This is a genomic window from Saccharobesus litoralis, assembly GCF_003063625.1.
Taxonomy (GTDB): Bacteria; Pseudomonadota; Gammaproteobacteria; order Enterobacterales; family Alteromonadaceae; genus Saccharobesus; species Saccharobesus litoralis.
On the sequence record NZ_CP026604.1, the window covers coordinates 4,072,176 to 4,091,952 of the forward strand.

The window sequence follows — 19,777 nt, forward strand, 5'->3', positions numbered from 1 at the left end:
AATGTTTATTTATCGTTATTTTTATAACAAACATCTTAAAAAAGTAGACAAAGTTGGGGGTTGTATGTGTGCTATATCTATTGATGATCTGAAATGGCGGAAATTGAGCTAGAGTTCAGTTAAGAAAGTTAGTGATATTTTTGCGGGATATAAAAACAAGAAAGCCTTGATTAACAAGGCCTTCGTATGATGGAGATAAGATAAGTCACTATTGATTGATTAATAAAATCAATAACTTAACTAAGTCCGACTATTCCCATTCTATGGTGGCAGGTGGTTTACCAGAAATATCGTATACCACTCGTGATATACCATCAATTTCATTAATAATGCGGTTAGAAACTAAACCTAAGAAATCATAAGGTAAATGCGCCCAATGCGCTGTCATAAAGTCGATGGTTTCAACTGCTCGTAAACTAACGACCCAATCATATTTACGGCCATCGCCCATCACTCCAACAGAGCGAACAGGTAAAAATACAGTGAATGCTTGGCTAACTTTATTGTATAAATCATGGTTATATAATTCTTCAATAAAGATGGCATCAGCGCGGCGTAATAAGTCTGCGTACTCTTTTTTCACTTCGCCTAAAATACGTACACCTAAGCCAGGGCCAGGGAATGGATGACGATAAAGCATGTCGTAAGGTAAGCCTAGCTCTAAGCCAATTTTACGAACTTCATCTTTAAACAATTCACGTAAAGGCTCAACTAAGCCTAATTCCATATCTTCTGGTAAACCGCCAACATTATGGTGCGATTTAATCACGTGAGCCTTACCAGTTTTTGACGCAGCAGATTCGATGACATCTGGATAAATAGTGCCTTGTGCTAACCATTTAGCGTTAGATAATTTACCGGCTTCTTCATCAAAAACTTCAACAAACACGTTACCGATAATTTTGCGTTTTTTCTCTGGATCCGCTTCACCTTGTAAGCGGTCTAAAAAGCGCTTTTCTGCGTTGACATGAACAATGTTAAGGCCAAAGTGATCGCCAAACATATCCATGACTTGTTGGCCTTCGTTTAAACGCAATAAACCGTTATCTACAAAAACACAAGTTAACTTATCACCGATAGCTCTGTGTAGCAGCATAGCGACAACACTTGAGTCAACGCCACCTGATAAACCTAAAACTACCTCATCATCACCTACCTGTGCTTTCATTTTTGCGATGGCATCTTCAATGATTGAAGCTGATGTCCAAAGTTTTTCACAAGCACAAATACCACATACAAAGTTTTCTAAAATACGTAAACCTTGTTTAGTGTGTGTCACTTCTGGGTGAAATTGCACACCATAAAAACGCTTGTCTTCATTTGCCATCACAGCAAATGGGCAGCTATCAGTTTTGGCAACGGTATTAAAGTCACTTGGGATAGCCGTCACTTTATCACCATGACTCATCCAAACATCAAGTAAGGCGTTGCCATCTTCGGCAATAGAGTCTTCAATGTTTTTCAGTAGTGCTGATTGCGCTATCACTTCAACTTGTGCATAACCAAACTCGCGCTCTGAAGATACTTCAACCGCGCCACCCAGTTGATGTGACATGGTTTGCATACCATAGCAAATACCTAATACGGGTACGCCAGCATTAAAAACATACTCAGGCGCTCTAGGCGAGTTGTCTTCGGTGACGCTTTCTGGGCCACCGGCTAAGATGATACCTTGCGGAGCAAATTCTTTGATTTGCTCTTCTGTTACATCCCATGCCCATAATTCACAATAAACACCGATTTCACGTACGCGACGTGCAATTAATTGAGTGTATTGTGATCCAAAATCTAAAATTAAGATTTTTTGTGAATGAATATCTTGGCTCATTAATTTTTCCATCTATAAAAATAGAAAAGGCTGATAACAAAGTATCAGCCTGCATAAATTGATTTAATAACGCTTAACCTAAGCGATAATTAGGCGCTTCTTTAGTGATTTGCACATCATGTACATGTGACTCACCCATACCTGCAGACGTTATTTTAACAAACTGGGCTTTGGTATTAAGGTCTTTGATCGTGCCACAACCGGTTAATCCCATTGCAGAACGAATACCACCTAATTGTTGATGAATAATCGCTGAGATAGGACCTTTATAAGCGATACGCCCTTCGATGCCTTCTGGTACAAGCTTGTCGGCTTCATTCGATTTTTGGAAGTAACGATCACTTGAACCTTCTTTTTGATTCATCGCGCCTAATGAACCCATACCACGGTATGATTTATAATAACGACCTTGATATAGCTCGACTTCACCTGGTGCTTCTTCGGTTCCTGCAAACATAGAGCCTGCCATGATACAACTTGCGCCAGCTACTAATGCTTTAGCAATATCACCTGAGAAACGAATACCGCCATCGGCAATAACAGGAATACCACGTTCAGCCATTGCTTCTGCTGCGTCGGCAACCGCAGTAATTTGTGGTACACCACAACCGGTAACGATACGCGTTGTACATATAGAGCCAGGGCCTATACCCACTTTAACCGCATCTACGCCTGCATCTGCTAATGCAATAGCACCTTCGGCCGTAGCTACGTTACCACCAATTAATTGTACTTGTGGAAAGTTATCTTTAACCCACTTAACGCGATCCAAAACACCTTGTGAGTGACCATGAGAAGTATCAACTAAGATAACATCGGCACCAGCTTCGACTAAAGCCGCAACTCGCTCTTCTGTGCCGGCACCCACACCAACAGCTGCGCCAACACGTAAACGCCCAAACTCATCTTTACAAGCGTTAGGTTTACTTTCGGCTTTTTGAAAATCTTTTACTGTGATCATACCTGCTAATTTATAAGCATCATCTACTACTAAAATCTTTTCGATACGGTTGTCGTGCATTAACTCTTGAATTTGTTCACGCTTTGCACCTTCTTTTACGGTAACAAGACGTTCTTTCGGAGTCATGATGGCAGATACGGGTTGATCTAAATTAATTTCAAATCGGATATCACGCGCAGTTACAATACCTTCTAATGCATTGTCATCGCCAACGACAGGGAATCCAGAAAATCCGACTTTTTCACTTAACGCAATCACTTCACGAATGGTTTTGTCTGCAGTAACTGAAATGGGATCGTTAACCATACCGGCTTCGTACTTTTTAACTTTACGAACTTGAGCAGCTTGCTCTTTAATGGTCATATTTTTGTGAATAAAGCCGATACCGCCTTCTTGCGCCATTGCAATAGCAAGGCCCGCTTCCGTTACTGTGTCCATTGCGGAAGACACCATTGGAATATTCAAAGTAATTTTGTTAGTTAGACGAGTAGAAAGATCGGCCGTATGAGGCAGTACTGTCGAGTGACCTGGTACTAATAAAACGTCATCAAACGTTAAAGCTTCTTTAGCAATTCTTAGCATGTTTGCAACTTCTCACCAAGTTAAAGGAGGGTTATTTGAGCCAAATAAAACGCACTTAGGGTGCGGTAAACCTCAGTAAATGTTGCGGCCGCATTTTATCTGTTTTGTAATTTAAGGTAAACTGAAATTTGCTGCTAATTTCTTAATAAATTCAATGAATTTCACGACTGCTCAAAACATATACAGCGTTTCACGCTTAAATCATACCGTAAAAGATTTACTGCAAACTCACTTTTTACAAATTTGGGTACAAGGTGAAGTATCAAATCTAATAAAAGCCAGTTCTGGACATTGGTACTTTAAATTAAAGGATGACCGAGCACAGGTGCAAACGGCCATGTTTAAAGGCAACAATCGCCATGTGCGCTTTAATGTTGAAAATGGTCAACAAGTGCTGGTTAAAGCGCGAGTCAGTTTGTATGAACCCAGAGGTGACTATCAATTAATTGTTGAACAAATGGAAGCTGATGGTGAAGGTTTATTAAAGCAACAGTTTGAAAAACTAAAGTTTAAGTTAGCCTCTGAAGGTTTATTCGCTCAAGAAAGCAAAAAACTATTACCCAAATTAATCAATAAAGTCGGTGTCATCACCTCACCAACCGGTGCTGCTATTCATGATATTTTATCTGTTTTGCATAAGCGTGCACCTTCGATTGAAGTTATTGTTTACCCTAGTTTAGTTCAAGGTAACGAAGCAGCAGCAACAATTAGTCACATGATAGAGATAGCCAATCAACGTAACGAAGTTGACCTGCTCATTGTGGGACGCGGCGGTGGTTCAACAGAGGATTTGTGGAGTTTTAATGAAGAGCCAGTTGCGCGGGCTATTTTTCATTCATCATTACCCATAATAAGCGCGGTTGGGCATGAAGTGGATGTAACAATTAGTGATTTAGTCGCTGATCACCGAGCGCCAACGCCATCGGCGGCTGCTGAAGTGATTTCAACAACGGTTGTAGAATATAAAAATCGTATTCAACTCAAACAGCAACGGTTGGCGGCCAATATAAAGCAATTAATCTATGGCTATCATTCGAAACTAAACCATATTCAGCAAAAATTGGTCAAAGTAGACCCTAAGTATAGATTGTATGAGCAACAGCAAAAGTTAGACGAATACCAATACCGTTTAAACAATGCAATGACTAAACTGTTGAATGATAAAAAAACAAGACACAGCAAATTGCAACAAGCGTTAAGTGTTAACTCACCAGAAAAAAAACTAGCAAACCTGAAATTAAAAACCCAAGCGTTACAACAGCGATTTTATGCAAGTGCGCAAACTCTTACTCAGCCAAAGCTTTATCGTTTAGCTGTTTTAGGTGAAAAACTTAACGCATTTAGTCCGTTAGCGACACTTAACCGCGGCTATAGCATTATGTTAAACGATGATAAAAAAGTCATTAAAAGCACAAAGCAAGTTAACGTAAATCAAAGCGTCACAGTTAAATTACAAGACGGCCACGTTAATTGCCAAGTATTAGGTGTGAATAAGGATTAACTGAAAACTCAGTTGAATATTGATTTCAAATGCCTTTAAAATAGCGGCAATTTTGCCTTATGTAGCAGTTTTTATGGTTCAAGCGCCGACGTTTTCCTGGTCATTTTTACTTCCTAAGTATTGGATAAATTGGCTGGGTATTTTTATTCTTTACGCCCTTTCATGGCTTCCTTACCGCGTTATTATTGTATTAGGCAAACTGGCTGGTTTAATAATGTACAAATTGGTCAAGAAGCGCGTGCATATTACCCGTCGTAATTTAGAAATTTGCTTTCCGGAAAAAACCGAACAAGAACGAGAAAAACTGGTTGTCGAAAATTTCAAATCGACTGGGATCGCCCTTTTTGAAACGGCCATAGGTTGGTGGTGGCCAACTTGGCGTGTTAAGCGTTTAGGTCAAGTTACTGGTATTGAGCATATTGCTGAAGCTAAGCAAGCAGGGAAAGGCGTTATAATTGTCACCCATCATATGCTTTGCTTAGAGGTTTGTAATCGTTTATTAGGCCTGAGTAATCCCAATATTGGTTTTTACCGACCCAATAACAATAAAGTTTGGGATTATTTTCAATATCTAGGCCGTTCACGTGACAATAACTATCAAATAAACAAACGTGATATTCGTGGCTTGTTTAAAGCGTTGAAAAACAATGAATCAATTTGCTATTTCCCTGATCAAGATTATGGAATAAAACAATCTGTATTTGTTCCTTTCTTTGCAGAGCAACATACCTGTACCACCACAGCCACCAGTTCAATTGCAAGTAAGTCAGGTTGTAAATTAGTACAAGTTAGTTTGCATCGTCATCAAGATAACTCTGGTTACACGGTTAATTTAAGCCCTGTTATTGATAATTACCCAAGCGGCGACCCTACTACCGACGCAATTAAGTTAAATCAATTAATAGAAAAAGCGGTACTAATAGCACCAGAACAATATATGTGGATGCATCGACGATTTAAAACTCGTCCGCAAGATGCTGAAATAAATGACTTATATTCATAGATAATATAAAACTAATACTTTATAGGGTTACGCTTGGTTTGACTTAATTTTTAACCAACCTTATCATCGGTAGTCCAAATTGATATTTAAGTAAAGCAAAATCATGTTGTTTTGGCTCAAACATATATTCATTATTGTTGTGGTTATTGCTGCAGGCGTGACAATTATTTCGTTACAGCAATATTCAAGTGAACAAACGGAAGCTAGCAGTAAGTCACCAGCTAAGGGTCTTTCAGACTTTTATGGTGAAATGAAAGCCAACTTTGAACGCAACCCTGTTCAACGTGAAATATTTGTTGTGGAACTAAACAACGCTAAAACTATAGATATAGATAAACAATTAGCCGCACTTTCAAAAGTCACTCGCCCTGTAGAAGGAAAATGGAGCGGACGAGTTAAACAATATGAATTCACACGTGGAACCACATTAAAAACGGAATTGTCAAAAATTGCAGAGAAAGAGCTAGTGAATCTAGTTTGGTGGTTAGACAGAGATTATGTTGTTAAGCATCCATTCAAAGTTACCTCTAACGCGATTGGCACTTTATACCAAGTGACAAAAGCAATCGATGCCGATTTTGTATCACAAGTTCATGGTTACTTTTGTCCACAACAAAGAGCCTTGGTTATTTCCGATAAAATGACAGATTATCTGCGATCAGATTGTATTAAAGCCAGTCGTAACGGTTAAGCCTATTTAATCTGAACTAATTCAGTTCATTTAACAGGACTTAACCAACTTTTAGCAGTTTACCTTCTGAATATTTAACCGTTAAAGCGTCATAGTCACGCTCAGTGTGGCAGTTCATCTTACCCAATTTAACCTTAGTATTAGCATACATCTTTTGGGTTGTGACGACCTTAGCAGCCGCTAATCCTTCTTCTATTTGCTTATTTAACTTAGTTTGCGCATGCAACAGTCTTTTTAAAAGTTTGTTGTGTTCGTTATAGTTCGCTTTGGTTTTGGCTAACAGTTCGGCTTTTGAGCCATCGTCTGGTAATTTTTGTAAGTGTTTCCAAGCAAGTTTAATATCTGCCACCACCAATTGCTTTTCATCAACCAGTTTATTGACACTAATTAATTTAGTTTGTAATGAGCGATAATGCGGAAAAAGTGATATATGAGTATGGGTTGAAGCGGCTGCACCAATGGTTGCACATTCCACACTTTGTTCGACTTCAAACCAGCCACCGACAATTTTACCACCAATATTTTTGTCGTGACCGCCTCGTACTTTTTTCGCCTGTACTTTACTATGCATTAACTGCGCTGAAACGTGCACTTCACTTTGCGTTTCAACGTTAACATATTGAATATACTTCGCTGCAACTATCCCTTTAGCTTTAACATTACAGTGAAACTCGGGAAGTGCGTCGCCTTCAATTTCATCAGTTCGACGCCCGACAATGCCGCTCGCAACCGTTAAATCACCTTCAACATCAATATCAGCGTTTTCAACAAAACCTGTAATCGTCACATCGCCACTAGCTTTTAGGCGCATGCCTTCAGCAACGTCACCATTAACAACGACTCCGCCTTCAAAATCGATATGCCCTGTTGTGATATTAACCCCTGTAAGCATTAAAACATTATCGACACGCATACCTTGTTCTAGCACATAAGGTAAACCTGCCATCTCAGAAATAAGTAGATTGGGATCAGAGTCGGATATTTTGACACCCTCGCCTACCTCAAACGCAATTTCTTTGCCTGGCTCTGGTTGCAAGGTATCACCTTGTACGGTAAAACCGGGTTTGCCTAATGTTGGTGGGTGGCGACGCATTAGCTCAGCGCCCTGCTTAACCGATATGAGTTCACCTAAGTCTCGCATATCGACTTTGCCTGCGGCGCCGGTTTCTTGTGGAACTAAAATGCGATCACGTGCGTTTTTAGTTAATGATTCAAAAGTGCTGTCTTCACCCTTGACGGGATATTTCCCTTTAGCCAATTCTTTAACAACGGTTTGCCCTGGCTCACCTTCTTCTATCGCTGTAGCCAGTTCTTTTACGGCTGTTTGATCGATGCCCATTGTTACGCCGACTTGGCTTAAACAACGAATAATTTGCTTAGCTGTCAAAGCGTTGCCGCCAAACGGACAAATCACTTCCGCACTGGCCGTCATTTTATCTGCACTTAATTTTATTTTTATTTTAGCGCCGCGCTTTTCAGCAATGACATGACGAAATTCTTTATCCGCTGACGTTTTGGTGACTTTCTCATTAATAAGAGCAACCGCATCTTTGGCTTTTTCTTCATCATAGTAAAAGTTTGCAAATTCAGACTCTTTAAATAAATTAGTAATGGTATCGAGGACAATTGGTGTTGCTTGCGCCTCAAAAGACGCGACTAACCATAGTTTACTGCCAGCATCATCGATTTGGTAAGTGAGTTGCGTCATTTGATTCGTTAACTAATTTTTATTATTTATGGTCTGTTTACATCATCTACTTAACCTTAACAAACCTGACTCATTCAACCTAGGATTTTTTGCGGGTTTTACAAGGTAAGTGAACTAAATCAAACAAATCACAGGTAAACTGCTTTTGTTTAACCCTAAAAATAAAGCAGGGTTTGTGCCAATTATTAATCGACAATGGGATGACTATTTTTATATTGTTTAAGCAACTGTATAAATTCACTTGGCTTTCTATCTAACAACCCTTCTGCAAGAATAATATGATAACCCGCATATTTATTTAATAAACAGAGCTGGTTAGCAAACATAGCTTGTACACCTTTGTACTCTTTTGTTTCAGTTTTATAAGGGTCGGTGTTTAAAATTTCTTCACCAATACATTCACCCATTTGACATTGGCGACTCATTATTTGGGTAAGTAACGCACGTTGCTCAACAATAAGTGACGACATAACGCGTAATGAAGTTTCTTCTAGTAAATTATCAATTGCGATTAATTTAATACCGATAAATGGCAGAGCTCTGTTTTCAAGACCTTCTGCTATTGATACTTCGCCAACTCTTCTAATATCAGCCCACCTAACCTTTAGTAATCCTTTACGGTGGCAATAGATAAACCCAGTATCGTCTAGTTCACAACTGACCACAGGTTCAAATATTTTTAACACACCAATTAACGCACAAATTCCAATCGATAAAGTCCAAAATATATGAACAACTTTATGCTCGATAACATCCAGATGACTTAATATTAAATAGACGAACAGACCCGCTACGCTAAATAACACAAGGTTAAAGCCATTTGCTCTAGTTAATGGTTTTACTAAGTGAAGGTGCTTACGCATTATCAAAAATAATAAAAACTTATGATTAACATCAATATAGCCCAATACACCATGGCACGATAGTGCCGACATCGTGAGCAGTCAGGCCAAAACACTTTTTTAATAATTTTTTTAAACATAAAAAAGGGGGCTAATGCCCCCTACTTAAAAAACTAGAATAGCTCTATTTTAACGCTTGCAACTCAGACTCGAGTTGCTGAGTAAGCACAGTTGTTCGATCTGCACTTTCAATTGCATGTTGCGTATCTTCTACCAACTCTTCCATCGTATGGCGAATATTATCTACACTGCCCATTTGACCTTGTACACTTTCCATTATTTGCCCAACATTTTGTGAGTTAGTGTTAGCAAGTTCTGCCAACGAGCCTAACTGTCCTGTTGTTTCGTCAGTAATAGCGACACTGGCTTCGATTAAATTTTCAACATCTTTTTGTTTATCGATAATCTCTGTAGAGATATCCATAATTTTGTGCATTTCTGTTTGGATTTGGTCGGCCGATTCATTTGCGGTATTAGCAAGAGAGCGAACTTCATCTGCAACCACAGCAAATCCTCGTCCATGTTCACCTGCTCGGGCTGCCTCAATAGCTGCGTTTAATGCAAGTAAGTTTGTTTGAGCAGCAATGCCTTTAATCGATTCAACCAATTGGTCAATATTTTTACTGTTTTCATCAAGGTTGGCTAGCAACGCAGTAAACTCTCCAATAAATTGAGCTGAACTTTTGATATTTTCAGCAAGCTTACTTAACTGTTCAATACAGTCTTGACTAGTACTTGCTGTTTCAGACGAGGATTCAAACGCACTTTGTGATATCCGCTCAACTTCAGTAGTTTGCTCTATAAAGCTGCGGACAAGCTCAGAACTGGATTCTATTTTAGATAATCGACGACTGGCATTGTCATTTAATTGGTTGGCATTATCAGCCAACTCGCGAGCAATTGCCGCTGCATCACATTCAATTACTTTATCTAACGCCGCGGCTTTATCTCTTAATTCACTTAATTCACGTTTGTCTATCAGGGTTTTGTCTTCGGGGATCTGCGGGCTTAAAAAACTGAACATTTAGAAGCGTTCCTCATTGTTGTAATTATCAAATTTGCTCGACAACGTTTTATCTGACTTTATAGCATAATTGAGCAATTACACCACAAATCTAAGCAATTTATTTTGCATTGCCTTTAATAATAGTAGGCATTTCAGGTTTTTACCTAAGTTATATTATTATCGACACTGAAATTTATTTCTAAATGAATTACTTACTGTTTTCATTTGAATAAGGCTTATACATTAATTGAGCACTGATATCACCAATAGACAGTGGTTTTATTGCTTGATAACCACAATCGGCAAAAAAAGCTTGGAGTTTTTCAACTGTCACTAATACACCAATCCCTTGGGTATTTTCATGTTCGCTGACTAAACTATCTATAGCGCCAAGCATAAAATGTCCCACACCAGCATGTTGGTAATTGGGCTGAACCGCGATAAATGCGATTAAATGATATACAGTATCAGGAATAGATTGCCGAACTATTTTTTCTTTTTCTATCATGCTTTTGGTTGAAATATATCCTGTCGTTAACATCATTTTTAAGCGCCAATGCCAAAAACGACCGGCACCAAAATCCGTTAATGGTTCTATCACACAGGTAACGGCAATTAAGTGCTCGTTGGCGTCATATACACCAATGATCGGTTGTTGCTTATCAAAGAAAAACGTCAACTCCTCTCGGATCGCCGCTCGCAATCTTTGTTCATAACCTTGATTATTGCCATTAAAGCAATCCATAAAAAAAGGATCGTCGTGGTAAGCTTGAAACAAAATAGAGCTAGCAACGTTTAAATCTTCCCCAGAAAGAAAAGCCGCTTTTAACTGCTTTGTACCAACATCCTGAATAGTCATTATTATTCCTCGGTATATACCTTAACAATAATATATTTGAAGGCTATTATGCGCAAAGTTCACGGTTAGATTGCCAAAATCACTACGTGTTTTATACGTTACTTTTCAACTTATGCCGTTACAGACATAGCCTTAGATTTTATAATTTTCTATAAAACTGATTAACTCTTTTTCTGCTAACGGTCGGCTAAATAAATATCCCTGACCAATTTCACAATGATTGTCTCGTAAAAAGTCAACTTGCTCTTGGGTTTCGACACCTTCAGCGATGACATGCATTTTTAGTTTATGAGCCATGGCTATAATGGCTGCTGAAATCGCCATATCGTCGGTATCGTGTGGAATATCTTTAACAAAGGCTCTATCAACCTTTAAAGTATTAACCGGAAAACGCTTTAAATAACTTAGGCTAGAATAACCGGTACCAAAGTCATCTATCGATAATTGCACGCCTAGCGCTTTAATATCTTGCATGTGGGCAATGGCTTCTTCAATGTTACCCATTAGCATAGTTTCAGTCACTTCAATATCTAAGCACTCAGGCTTTATTCTAGCGTTTACCATAGCTTTTTTGATGGCATGAGTAATATTGCTATCTTTGAATTGTCTGGCTGATAAGTTAACCGCTATCATATATTGGCTATCGAATTTACGATTAATACGACTTATAAATCGACAAGCTTCATCTAGTACCCATTCACCAATTTCAACAATAAGGCCTGATTGTTCGGCAATAGGGATAAACACATTAGGAGGAATTTGCCCTTCTTCTGGCTTGTTCCACCGAACTAGCGCTTCAAAACCAAAGATAGTTTTGGATGCTAAATCAATTTGTGGCTGAAAATGCAGTTCAAATTGTTTGTGCTTAATGGCTTCACGTAATTGGCTTTCAATGACGATAGATTTTTGCGCTGCACTACCCAAAACAGGATCAAAGAAATGAAATGTACTTCGTCCAAGATCTTTCGCTTTATACATAGCAAGATCAGCATTACGTAACAAAGACTCCATGTCATCGGTATCTTGTGGAACTAGAGTGATACCAATACTTGCGGAAACAATCACTTCAGCACCGGGTAATTTAACCGGTTGTTTAATTTCATTTTGTAAATTATTGGCTACGGCCGCGGCTTTTTCGGGAGTACCAACACCGCTTACGATCACGGCGAATTCGTCACCACCTAACCTAGCAATTGTATCTTCATTACGAAGTCGATTGGTTAATCGATTAGAAATACTGATTAGTAATTCGTCACCCGCATCATGGCCTAATGTATCGTTAATTCTTTTGAATTGGTCAAGATCAAAATAAAACAACGCAAAAGCATAATGGCCGCGGCGCGTCATTTCTAATGCTTTACTCAGTTGGTTTTTAAAGTAAGCGCGATTGTATAAGCCGGTTAACGGGTCATGATAAGCCAATTTTTCCATTTGCTGCTGACTACGCTTGATAAACGAAATATCGTGCGAAGCAGACACATAATAGGTTTTTCCTTGGATATCGTCATCCATCGGCGAAAAAGTTTGTGAAACCCAAGTCGCATTTTCATCTTTACTTTTAAGTAGTAAATCACCTTTCCATGATTCACCAGCTATTAATTGCTCATAAGCGGTATCTAATACCCATACCATCTGTTCATCAAAAATTTGTTGAATTTGTTGGCCTATGGGAGACCCGTCACAATACACTAAACGATTAAATTTAGGGTTGGTATAAACAATTGAAAATGTTTCATCAATAATCGCAATTGCCGTTTCACTGTGTTCAACGGCACTAGTTAATAAGCGAGCATTATATTGAGCTTCACTTTTTTGAGTGATTTCTTCTTCCAGACCCAAAATGAGTTTTTGATTTTCCGCAGTCATGTTGCGCAATGCTCGCGCTACTGTTGCCACTTCATCTTTACGTTGTTTCTCATTGCCTATATCAAACTCACCAGATTTATGACGAGAAACGTTTTTAGCGAGTTTTTGCAATCGAATTAAAAATGTGTGGCGTAGCGCCATATACAGTACAAAAGAAAGTGCGATACCAAATACAATGACACCTAGAATAATAACAGCTTGGAATTCCTTAACATATTTGTCGGTTACTTTGGTTGATTCAGCGACTGCCACATACCAATCTCGATCCGCAATGGGCTTAATAGCTATCCAAAAACCTTGCTCTTTTCCACTTTGATAATACGCTAAACTAGCTTGCGTTCCTCGATTGATTTGACTTGAAATGGCATTCGACAGTTCTTCGGAAATCAGTGATTTACTTTCTAATGGATTATTCATTTTAGCAGCAAGTTGAGCTAATGCTGCATCATAATCTGGGTGTGAAATAATGTTACCATTACCATCAAAAATAAAGGCAAACTGACTACCTTGTTCATCAAACCATTGCCCTAATACACTTGGTAAACTTGAAATAACCACATCACTACCTGTCACGCCAACAAATTGTTTATCGACATATACGGGTAGGATTAAACTTGTCATCCAGCTTTGCCAAATATCATCGTAATAGATAGGCGTCCAAATAGGCTTTTTATCTGGGTTATTTTTGGGGGTAGCGACAGAATAAAATAAATCATTGGCAAATTTGTGGTCACTTTCAATTTCAAGAGCCCACTGACCAGGGGTAATGCGAATAAAGTCTTGGTTGCTGATAAAATAAAAGTTTAAAAACTTTGTTCGCATTACATCAGCTATTTCTTTAAAGCCAACAAGAGACGATGCAAATAAATGTTCATTCGAAGTGGTTAATGCATTGTGATTTGCCAAAAATGCAGCACTGCCACCATCATCACTTCTAAAGCTACCATCAGAGTGTTCGGTTATATTTACTGCTGGTAAAAAAGGCGTTGTGTAATCTAACTGAATATTTTGCGTTAATTGCGAATTAGCCACTATTGCCAATTTTTCCATGGCCTCAAAGTTTTGTTTCAAGTAACTGCTGGCAGTTAAAGCGACTTTATTTAGTTTGTCTTCCATGCGCTCGTGACTAAAATCACGTTCTACATTAGAGAATATGATGGCACCCACTAAACCCGATAAAAGGCAGCAGGCTATGATTAGGCTGGTTAGTTTAGACGATAGAGAATTAAAATATCTCGCTGGATTACGAGCAAGCATAGTTTCCGTCAATATTTATTGTTTCACCATTAAGCAATCTGTATTTGATTCATGAAATTGGCCATGACGATCACTTAGTTATGCATAGAATATACATTCAAAACCGAAAAATTGCACTGTGAACAATAACAAAGCTTTAACGATTGGTTAATTCTCAATAGAATATCCAATATTAGTTTCAATCCGTAGGAAATTTTTAACATGGCTCAGTTTGTTTATAGTATGTCTCGCGTTGGCAAAATAGTGCCGCCAAAACGTGAAATTTTAAAAGACATTTCTCTTAGTTTTTTCCCAGGCGCAAAAATTGGGGTTCTTGGTTTAAATGGCGCCGGTAAATCTACCCTGTTACGCATTATGGCAGGTATAGATAAAGAAATTGAAGGCGAAGCTCGACCTATGCCGGGCATCAAAATTGGTTACCTTCCGCAAGAACCGCAACTTGATCCTGAAAAAGATGTTCGCGGTAATGTAGAAGAAGCCGTAGCAGAAGTTAAAAACGCTATTGCCCGTCTTGACCAAGTCTATGCTGAATATGCTGAACCCGATGCTGATTTTGACGCGCTCGCTAAAGAGCAAGGTAAGTTAGAAGCCATCATCGAATCACAAGATGGCCACAATATAGATAATGTTTTAGACAGAGCCGCCGATGCATTACGCCTTCCCCCTTGGGATGCTGACGTAACTAAACTTTCTGGGGGTGAAAGACGCCGCGTCGCCTTATGCCGACTGTTATTAGACAAGCCAGATATGTTGCTACTAGACGAACCAACCAACCATTTGGATGCTGAATCTGTTGCTTGGCTAGAACGCTTTTTACATGAGTACCCAGGCACAGTAGTGGCTATTACCCACGACCGTTATTTCTTGGATAACGTTGCAGGTTGGATATTAGAATTAGACCGTGGCCACGGTATTCCTTGGGAAGGTAACTATTCTTCTTGGTTAGAGCAAAAAGATGCGCGTTTACAACAAGAACAGAAAGCTGAAAAAGCTCGTCAAAAATCAATTGCGCAAGAATTAGAATGGGTTAGACAAAACCCTAAAGGTCGTCAAGCAAAAAGCAAAGCCCGTATGGCACGCTTTGAAGAACTAAATAATCCTGAAACTCAAAAGCGTAATGAAACCAATGAGTTATATATACCGCCAGGAGAGCGATTAGGCGACAAGGTATTAGAGGTTAACAATTTAACTAAATCTTACGATGGTCGGGTATTAATTGATGATTTAAGTTTTACTGTTCCTAAGGGTGCAATTGTCGGCATCATAGGGCCAAACGGTACAGGTAAATCGACACTATTTAGAATGCTTAGCGGTATAGAGCAACCAGATAGCGGTTCAATTGAGTTTGGTGACACGGTTAAAGTTGCCAGCGTTGATCAGTTCCGTGATCACATGGATGACACCATCTCTGTTTATCAAGAAATATCAGAAGGTTCTGATTTAATCCAAATCAATAACTATGAAATAAACGCCCGCGCTTATTGTAGTCGCTTTAATTTTAAAGGTACGGATCAACAAAAAATTATTGGTGAACTATCAGGTGGTGAGCGAAATCGCGTGCATTTAGCTAAGCTACTTAAGGTCGGTGGTAACTTCCTATTGCTGGATGAGCCAACCAACGATCTTGATGTGGAAACGTTACGCGCGCTTGAAAATGCGTTGTTAGATTTTCCTGGTTGTGCCATGGTTATCTCGCATGACCGCTGGTTTTTAGACCGTATTGCTACTCATATTCTTGATTACCGTGATGAAGGTAAAGTGAATTTCTATGAAGGTAACTATACTGATTACGAAGCATGGCTTAAACAAACATTAGGTGAAGATGCTGTACTTAATCCGCATCGCATTAAGTACAAAAAAATTGGCTAATGTCTGACAGTCGCCAATGTGGTGAATTTGCACTATCTTTTAAAAAAGGTAGTGCTTTAACTTTAAGGTAAAAATAATGGATGATAGACGCAGGTTCACGCGAATTGTATTTTCAGCCAAGGCTAAATTACATTTAGCCGACAAAACATGGAATGTTGAATTGCTTGATTTATCTTTAAAAGGAGCGTTGGTTAAAACAACAACACCACAAGAGTTTGATCCTCACCACATATATCATATGGAGTTTAGTCTAGGCGATGCAGAGCATGTTATCTTAATGTCGGTTAATATTACCCATCAAGAAGATAACCAACTAGGTTTGCGCTGCCATCATATTGATATAGACAGTGCGACAGTATTACGCCGAATGATTGAACTTAATATTGGCAATGACGAGTTACTAAACCGTGATATAGAGCATCTTTCTCATTTTAATGAAGGCTAATTTTTAACTAAGGCTAATTAAGTAAAAGCCAAGGCTGATAAACAGTCTTGGCTTTCTGTTTAACCACTTTAAAGACCGTAAGCTTTAATTTAATCAATATTAACAGCTAAATCTTTTACCCAACCTTGAGCGTAGTCAACCGGGTCCATCGTTTCACAGGCGTCTATCTCTAATCTATCTTGCAGTGGTTTAGCCGTTAATTGTTTTAGCAGCTCATCAAATTTCTTACCTGCGCCACAATAACTGTCAACATAGGTTGAATCGCCCATCGCAACAACGGCGTATTTGGCGTGGCTTAAATCAGGAAATTCAGTTTTCATTTCCTCAAACAGTCCAAGTAAATTGTCTGGTATATCACCCAAGCCGGTTGTCGATGTGACAACAACCCAAACCGTTGGTGCATAGCTTAATACATCTGCTAATGCAGCATCTGTAAACACTTGGGTGATCGTATTATCGGCTAATTCGCCTGCGATATATTCGCCTAGCTCCTCTGCCGCTCCGTATACGGAACCCACTAAAATCGCGACTTTATTCATAGGGTAACTTCCTCACTAAAATTAATGTGCGCTGTTTTTAACATTTGTTGGTAGCTGATGTCTAATTTACAACGAATATCGAGATTTGCGTTTGTGACTGGGTGCGGAATGATCATACGCTCGGCGTGTAATGCTAACCTTGCCTCACTATTTTGATTTTTAAAATAGCGGTTGTACTTATTGTCTCCATAATTGACATCATAAATAATTGGATGGCGTAAATGGGCAAGATGTCGACGAATTTGATGTTTACGCCCTTCTCTAGGATATAAGCGAACTAAGCTAAAACGCGAACTGGGGTAGCGATTAATTTCGACCGGTATTTCACTACTTGCCACTCTCTCATAGGCAGTGAATGCCGATTTTGCTTCCGGTGTTTTGGATGCATCCTTATCTGCTAATTTATCCAATTGTTCAACTAATGGATAGTCTATCTCACCTTTTTCAGGTATATACCCTCGGCATAATGCAAGATACTGTTTTTTAACTAATCGCTGCTCAATCGATAAGCATATTTTACGCGCAATATCTGACGATAATGCCATTATTAAAACACCACTGGTTGGCCTATCAAGTCTATGCACGGGATAAACATATTGACCGATCTGATCCCGCACCGTTTGCAAGGCAAATTCAGTTTCATGCTTATCAATTAATGATCTATGCACTAGCAACCCCGATGGTTTATTAACAGCAATGAGGTAATCATCTTGGTATAAAACGTCAAGCTCGCGCATAACTACGACTCGTTGAAATAGTTATCTAAGGTTTGAATAACCTGCATGACTTTGCTTAAGTCTTGTTTGTATTCTTTAAACGCTTCTTCGGCAATTGGCATTAACTTCATATTCGGCGGCAGTGGCGCGCCCGAATCTATCATGGCATGAAACCGACTAATTAAAACAAATTGCAACCACTGTTCAAACGCTAAGGTGTCTAAACAAAAAGGTTGAGTGCTAGCCAATGCCTCTTTTGAAGGTTTAGTAATTGACCACAAACCGCAATTTAGCATGGCTTGTTCTAACTCATTTAATATTATTTTAACTTGAAGTGGGTTTGGCATGGCAGATGGTTAAACCGGAAAACTTGAAAGTGGTTGATTATACGTTTGAAAAAGATAATCTCAATTTTCACTGGTTATAGTCTTCTCGCTCAGATTTTATGGTTCATTGTCTGCGCTTCTCGCCCCAATCACATAGTAGAGCATATGCTCATGGGGTCTCGAAGCTTGACAGCTTCCCCTAAAACCCGATCGCTTTGACTATATTTAAAAAATGCAGCTTGTTGAACCATACATTAAATTTAAGCTTTGGCGAAAAGTGGCTTCCGTTGTGCGGTAGCATCTTGTGTTGAGAAGAGTATAATGCGCACAGAATTAATCCTTCCCTTAATGCTGTGCAACAAAATATACAAACTCTCTATCAATTATTAGATGTCGCGGGCTGTGATTACGCTGTTTACGATACCGGACGCCTTGTAACTAAAATTTCGAATAACGACTTTATTGCATTTGAGGATGGCCTGAAGCCCTACCCTACGCCAATTCAACAAATGGCCAAGTTTGCCCTTGTGTATTGGCCTAAACAAAGTAAACATAACCCTTATATTTGGTTTTTAAATCTACCGATAGATGAAGAAAGCTTGATTAACTCGGGGGCTAGAAACCATTTTGTCAGTATTATTACTGAAGCATTGGGTTCAACGTTTGCAGCAGAAGATAGTGCTCAACAAAAAATCCCCGACAACCCATATATAAAACCACCAGAAGAGAAGAAACTGGCCATTTTAAACGCCAAAGTTAAGCAAGACTTAGGGCAACCAGCGTCACCCGAATACTTAAAATGTGCCGCATATTTTGAAAACTACCAAGCTGGAACTCAACAAGCATCGTCATGGCAACAGTTGTCAACCCAAGGTATGGCCGACTTCGTAACTGATTTAACCCTGCCTAATAATCAAAATAGCTTTGATAACGTTTATTTTGATTTACCGTTAGCTTTGCAAACGGAATTAGCAAGTTTACTAGAACATGCGGTTATCTCTCGCGCTTTAGCAAACCGCCTAATACGTTCCGTTAGGCAACAACAATTTACACTTGACCAATCATTAACCAATAGCCTGCGTATATTAGCCAGTCACGCCAATTCTCAAAACTTCAGAGAATTATTGATTGACTTATTAGCAACAGAAAGTGGTAAATCGACTGATGTGTTAACGGTTTTAGTCGCTAGAAATTGGTCTGCTTTGCAACAAGATATCTGTCTAGTCGCATTTTTAGAGCATATCGCAGTAAATACCTCGCCCAGCGTATTTAATGCTTTATTTGCGGATTTAGTGGCAATCCCTTCTTTGCGCAAGCCAATTTTCCAATTGCTAGCAGAAGAGCTGATGTTACCCGAAACGCGAAAAGCATTACGTAATATGGTTAGCAGCCAACAGCGAGTTTAGTATGCAAGTTTTAGATATATTAATACTCGCGTTAATTTTGGCTGTGTGTATGCAGTTTTGGCAACTGCGCAAGCAAGCCGAACAAGCACTGCTGATTGCCCAGAATTATTGCGAAAAAAATAACTTACAATTTATCTCTTGCGCTCGCAGCACCACTAAATTATGTTTCTTTAAACAACAATTTGCGGTATGGCAAAGCCAATATATTTTTGAATTTAGTGGCAATGGTGAAGATAAAGCCCAAGGCCATTTAACGATAGAAAACCAAAGATTAATCGACATCAGTTGCGATGCCTATCGCATTTAATATTC

The 19,777-nt window shown here is 39.0% G+C and carries 17 protein-coding genes; 7 read left to right on the top strand and 10 right to left on the bottom strand.

The features are described 5' to 3' along the window. Positions 1–250 precede the first annotated feature (250 nt). Positions 251–1,828, bottom strand: coding sequence for a glutamine-hydrolyzing GMP synthase (gene guaA / locus C2869_RS14825; protein WP_108605075.1), 1,578 nt, complete (start codon positions 1,826–1,828; stop codon positions 251–253). 73 nt (positions 1,829–1,901) lie between these two features. Beyond that, positions 1,902–3,371 (bottom strand): IMP dehydrogenase, encoded by a 1,470-nt coding sequence (gene guaB, locus C2869_RS14830; RefSeq protein WP_108603682.1) that lies wholly within the window; start codon positions 3,369–3,371, stop codon positions 1,902–1,904. A 154-nt stretch (positions 3,372–3,525) separates the two neighbouring features. Between guaB and xseA the strand changes: the two genes are divergently transcribed. The 3 genes from xseA to C2869_RS14845 all read left to right on the top strand — a co-directional run bounded on the left by xseA (position 3,526) and on the right by C2869_RS14845 (position 6,566). Further along, the gene (gene xseA / locus C2869_RS14835) at positions 3,526–4,872 is read left to right on the top strand and encodes an exodeoxyribonuclease VII large subunit (protein WP_108603683.1); all 1,347 of its coding nucleotides are present in this window, start codon (positions 3,526–3,528) and stop codon (positions 4,870–4,872) included. Between the two features lie 73 nt (positions 4,873–4,945). Continuing rightward, positions 4,946–5,875 (top strand): LpxL/LpxP family Kdo(2)-lipid IV(A) lauroyl/palmitoleoyl acyltransferase, encoded by a 930-nt coding sequence (lpxL, locus tag C2869_RS14840; RefSeq protein ID WP_108605076.1) that lies wholly within the window; start codon positions 4,946–4,948, stop codon positions 5,873–5,875. Between the two features lie 103 nt (positions 5,876–5,978). Next, entirely contained in the window at positions 5,979–6,566 is a 588-nt protein-coding gene (locus C2869_RS14845) for a TcpQ domain-containing protein (RefSeq protein WP_108603684.1), read from the top strand. A gap of 40 nt (positions 6,567–6,606) precedes the next feature. On the opposite strand, the gene C2869_RS14850 is transcribed toward C2869_RS14845, so the two are convergent. The 5 genes from C2869_RS14850 to C2869_RS14870 form a co-directional block, all read right to left on the bottom strand. Beyond that, a complete protein-coding gene (locus tag C2869_RS14850) occupies positions 6,607–8,274 on the bottom strand; it encodes a DUF342 domain-containing protein (RefSeq protein ID WP_108603686.1) in 1,668 nt (555 codons plus the stop codon). A 185-nt stretch (positions 8,275–8,459) separates the two neighbouring features. Next, positions 8,460–9,182, bottom strand: a complete 723-nt coding sequence (locus C2869_RS14855; protein ID WP_159084190.1) for a DUF2982 domain-containing protein — start codon at positions 9,180–9,182, stop codon at positions 8,460–8,462. Positions 9,183–9,300: 118 nt separating this feature from the next. Further along, positions 9,301–10,200: a methyl-accepting chemotaxis protein gene (locus C2869_RS14860; protein ID WP_108603688.1), complete on the bottom strand. Its 900-nt coding sequence runs from the start codon at positions 10,198–10,200 to the stop codon at positions 9,301–9,303. Positions 10,201–10,390: 190 nt separating this feature from the next. Further along, positions 10,391–11,041 carry a GNAT family N-acetyltransferase gene (locus C2869_RS14865; protein ID WP_108603690.1) on the bottom strand — a complete coding sequence of 217 codons (651 nt, stop codon included), beginning with the start codon at positions 11,039–11,041 and terminating at the stop codon, positions 10,391–10,393. A gap of 132 nt (positions 11,042–11,173) precedes the next feature. Beyond that, positions 11,174–14,164: an EAL domain-containing protein gene (locus C2869_RS14870; RefSeq protein ID WP_108603691.1), complete on the bottom strand. Its 2,991-nt coding sequence runs from the start codon at positions 14,162–14,164 to the stop codon at positions 11,174–11,176. A 201-nt stretch (positions 14,165–14,365) separates the two neighbouring features. Here C2869_RS14870 and ettA point away from each other — a divergent pair, with 201 nt between their 5' ends. Both ettA and C2869_RS14880 read left to right on the top strand, forming a co-directional pair. Further along, the gene (ettA, locus tag C2869_RS14875) at positions 14,366–16,033 is read left to right on the top strand and encodes an energy-dependent translational throttle protein EttA (RefSeq protein ID WP_108603693.1); all 1,668 of its coding nucleotides are present in this window, start codon (positions 14,366–14,368) and stop codon (positions 16,031–16,033) included. A gap of 76 nt (positions 16,034–16,109) precedes the next feature. After that, positions 16,110–16,478 carry a PilZ domain-containing protein gene (locus C2869_RS14880; RefSeq protein WP_108603694.1) on the top strand — a complete coding sequence of 123 codons (369 nt, stop codon included), beginning with the start codon at positions 16,110–16,112 and terminating at the stop codon, positions 16,476–16,478. An 89-nt stretch (positions 16,479–16,567) separates the two neighbouring features. Here C2869_RS14880 and C2869_RS14885 read toward each other — a convergent pair whose 3' ends face one another. The 3 genes from C2869_RS14885 to C2869_RS14895 are packed head-to-tail and all read right to left on the bottom strand — an operon-like array spanning position 16,568 to position 18,080. After that, entirely contained in the window at positions 16,568–17,017 is a 450-nt protein-coding gene (locus tag C2869_RS14885) for a flavodoxin domain-containing protein (protein ID WP_108603695.1), read from the bottom strand. Then, the gene (truC, locus tag C2869_RS14890) at positions 17,014–17,754 is read right to left on the bottom strand and encodes a tRNA pseudouridine(65) synthase TruC (protein ID WP_108603696.1); all 741 of its coding nucleotides are present in this window, start codon (positions 17,752–17,754) and stop codon (positions 17,014–17,016) included. The genes C2869_RS14885 and truC overlap by 4 nt, the downstream gene beginning before the upstream one ends. A 2-nt stretch (positions 17,755–17,756) precedes the next feature. After that, positions 17,757–18,080, bottom strand: coding sequence for a YqcC family protein (locus C2869_RS14895; protein WP_108603698.1), 324 nt, complete (start codon positions 18,078–18,080; stop codon positions 17,757–17,759). A gap of 332 nt (positions 18,081–18,412) precedes the next feature. Between C2869_RS14895 and C2869_RS14900 the strand changes: the two genes are divergently transcribed. Both C2869_RS14900 and C2869_RS14905 read left to right on the top strand, forming a co-directional pair. After that, complete coding sequence (locus C2869_RS14900) at positions 18,413–19,465, top strand: DUF3549 family protein (protein ID WP_159084191.1); 1,053 nt, start codon at positions 18,413–18,415, stop codon at positions 19,463–19,465. Position 19,466: 1 nt separating this feature from the next. Next, positions 19,467–19,772 carry a DUF3301 domain-containing protein gene (locus C2869_RS14905; RefSeq protein WP_108603701.1) on the top strand — a complete coding sequence of 102 codons (306 nt, stop codon included), beginning with the start codon at positions 19,467–19,469 and terminating at the stop codon, positions 19,770–19,772. Positions 19,773–19,777 lie beyond the last annotated feature (5 nt).

Bases quoted from the DNA above. Each gene is read 5' to 3' on its own strand.
- guaA (WP_108605075.1), bottom strand. From the start codon at position 1,828: ATGAGCCAAGATATTCATTCACAAAAAATCTTAATTTTAGATTTTGGA.
- guaB (WP_108603682.1), bottom strand. From the start codon at position 3,371: ATGCTAAGAATTGCTAAAGAAGCTTTAACGTTTGATGACGTTTTATTA.
- xseA (WP_108603683.1), top strand. From the start codon at position 3,526: ATGAATTTCACGACTGCTCAAAACATATACAGCGTTTCACGCTTAAAT.
- lpxL (WP_108605076.1), top strand. From the start codon at position 4,946: ATGGTTCAAGCGCCGACGTTTTCCTGGTCATTTTTACTTCCTAAGTAT.
- C2869_RS14845 (WP_108603684.1), top strand. From the start codon at position 5,979: ATGTTGTTTTGGCTCAAACATATATTCATTATTGTTGTGGTTATTGCT.
- C2869_RS14850 (WP_108603686.1), bottom strand. From the start codon at position 8,274: ATGACGCAACTCACTTACCAAATCGATGATGCTGGCAGTAAACTATGG.
- C2869_RS14860 (WP_108603688.1), bottom strand. From the start codon at position 10,200: ATGTTCAGTTTTTTAAGCCCGCAGATCCCCGAAGACAAAACCCTGATA.
- C2869_RS14865 (WP_108603690.1), bottom strand. From the start codon at position 11,041: ATGACTATTCAGGATGTTGGTACAAAGCAGTTAAAAGCGGCTTTTCTT.
- C2869_RS14870 (WP_108603691.1), bottom strand. From the start codon at position 14,164: ATGCTTGCTCGTAATCCAGCGAGATATTTTAATTCTCTATCGTCTAAA.
- ettA (WP_108603693.1), top strand. From the start codon at position 14,366: ATGGCTCAGTTTGTTTATAGTATGTCTCGCGTTGGCAAAATAGTGCCG.
- C2869_RS14880 (WP_108603694.1), top strand. From the start codon at position 16,110: ATGGATGATAGACGCAGGTTCACGCGAATTGTATTTTCAGCCAAGGCT.
- C2869_RS14885 (WP_108603695.1), bottom strand. From the start codon at position 17,017: ATGAATAAAGTCGCGATTTTAGTGGGTTCCGTATACGGAGCGGCAGAG.
- truC (WP_108603696.1), bottom strand. From the start codon at position 17,754: ATGCGCGAGCTTGACGTTTTATACCAAGATGATTACCTCATTGCTGTT.
- C2869_RS14895 (WP_108603698.1), bottom strand. From the start codon at position 18,080: ATGCCAAACCCACTTCAAGTTAAAATAATATTAAATGAGTTAGAACAA.
- C2869_RS14905 (WP_108603701.1), top strand. From the start codon at position 19,467: ATGCAAGTTTTAGATATATTAATACTCGCGTTAATTTTGGCTGTGTGT.